2 protein-coding genes are annotated in these 1,406 nt (G+C 73.3%); one reads left to right on the top strand and one right to left on the bottom strand.

Annotated features, from left to right (window positions below; translation table 11 throughout):
• The coding region (locus tag ACM2XV_RS15265) for an MATE family efflux transporter (protein WP_487027561.1) at positions 1-637 on the bottom strand (637 nt) is incomplete at its 3' end.
• 35 nt (positions 638-672) lie between these two features.
• Between ACM2XV_RS15265 and ACM2XV_RS15260 the strand changes: the two genes are divergently transcribed.
• The coding region (locus ACM2XV_RS15260; protein ID WP_487027560.1) for a PrsW family glutamic-type intramembrane protease at positions 673-1,406 on the top strand (734 nt) is incomplete at its 3' end.

The following is a 1,406-nucleotide window of genomic DNA, read 5'->3' as shown; positions in this document are numbered from 1 at the left end:
CCACCACGTACGCCGCCACCATGCCCCACTGCGCCACGTCGGTGCCGACGGCCGAGCCGACGACCCCGAGGTGCAGGCCGTAGATGAAGAATCCGTTCAGCCCCGCGTTGGCGATGAAGCCCGCGACCGCGACGGCGAGCGGCGTGCGCGTGTCCTGCAGGCCGCGCAGCAGGCCCGTCGCGGCGTACACGATGAGCATGGCGGGCAGCCCGATCATGGCGACGCGCAGATAGGCGGATGCCTGCTGCGTGACCTCGGGCGCCGCAGAGAACAGGCCAACGAGGAACGGCGCGGCGAGGAATCCGATCGCCCCCAGCGCGAGCCCGAGGGCCGTCGCGAGCCACGTGCCATCGACGCCGAGCGAGATGGCGCCCGCGCGGTCGCCCGCGCCGAGCCGGCGCGCGACGGCGGGAGTCGTGCCGTAGGCGAGGAACACCATGAGGCCGACGACCGTCTGCAGCACGGCGCTCGCGAGGCCGAGCCCGGCGAGCGGCACACGGCCGAGGTGGCCGACGAGCGCACTGTCGACGAGCAGGAAGACCGGCTCGGCCACGAGCGCGCCGAGGGCGGGCACCGCGAGCGCGAGGATCTCGCGGTCGGTCGTGCTCGCGCCGGGCGTCGGCTTTATCAAGGGCATCGCTAGATCTTTTCAGGGTCGGGAAGAATGCAGGGATGACCGACACTCCCGACCGCGTGCCGGTGCCGCAGCAGCACTCGCCTCATGAGGACTGGCGGCGGCTCTACCCGCCGCAGCCGCCGGCGGCACCGCAGCCGCCCGCGCTGCCGCAGAGGGAGCCGAGGCCGCCACGGAAGTGGTTCGGCGCGTGGGGCGGCCTCTGGATCGCCCTCGGCGCCGTCGCGATCATCGGCCTCGAGTTCCTTGTGGCCTGGCTGCTGCGCGACGTGCAGCGCCCGTCGCCGCGCGACTACCAGGTGCTCGACCCCGTGCTGCTGCTCGTCGGCAGCGGGTGCGTCATCGCCGGTTTCCTCTACACGATGGCCTATCGCCTGCAACCGCGCTGGCGGCTGTCGGTGGGGCGTCTCATCGGCGGCGGCCTGCTCGCCGGATTCCTCGCCGCCGTCGCGGCGGCCATGGCGAACGGCACGATCGACGCGTTCGCCGGGGGCACGGCGGCCCGCCCGGCCACGCTCAGCTTCGCGCTGGTCGGCTTCGTCGAAGAGTCGGCGAAGCTCGGCGCCGCGCTGCTGCTCGGGCGCTCGCTGCCGGTGAAGAACGGTCGCGTCGGGCTGTACGTCGGCGCCGCGGTCGGCTTCGGCTTCGCGTTCGTCGAGAACCTCGGCTACCTCGAGACGGCGTGGTCGGTGGGCCTCGCGCATCAGGGTGCGCTGGTCGGCACGCTCGGAACGGCCGTCTCGCGGCAGCTGCTCGGGCCGTTCCTGCACCC

Source organism: Gryllotalpicola sp. CP2-P1, from assembly GCF_057512245.1.
The sequence above is the reverse complement of the archived record's forward strand: the minus strand, read 5'-3'. Positions and strand labels throughout refer to the sequence as shown.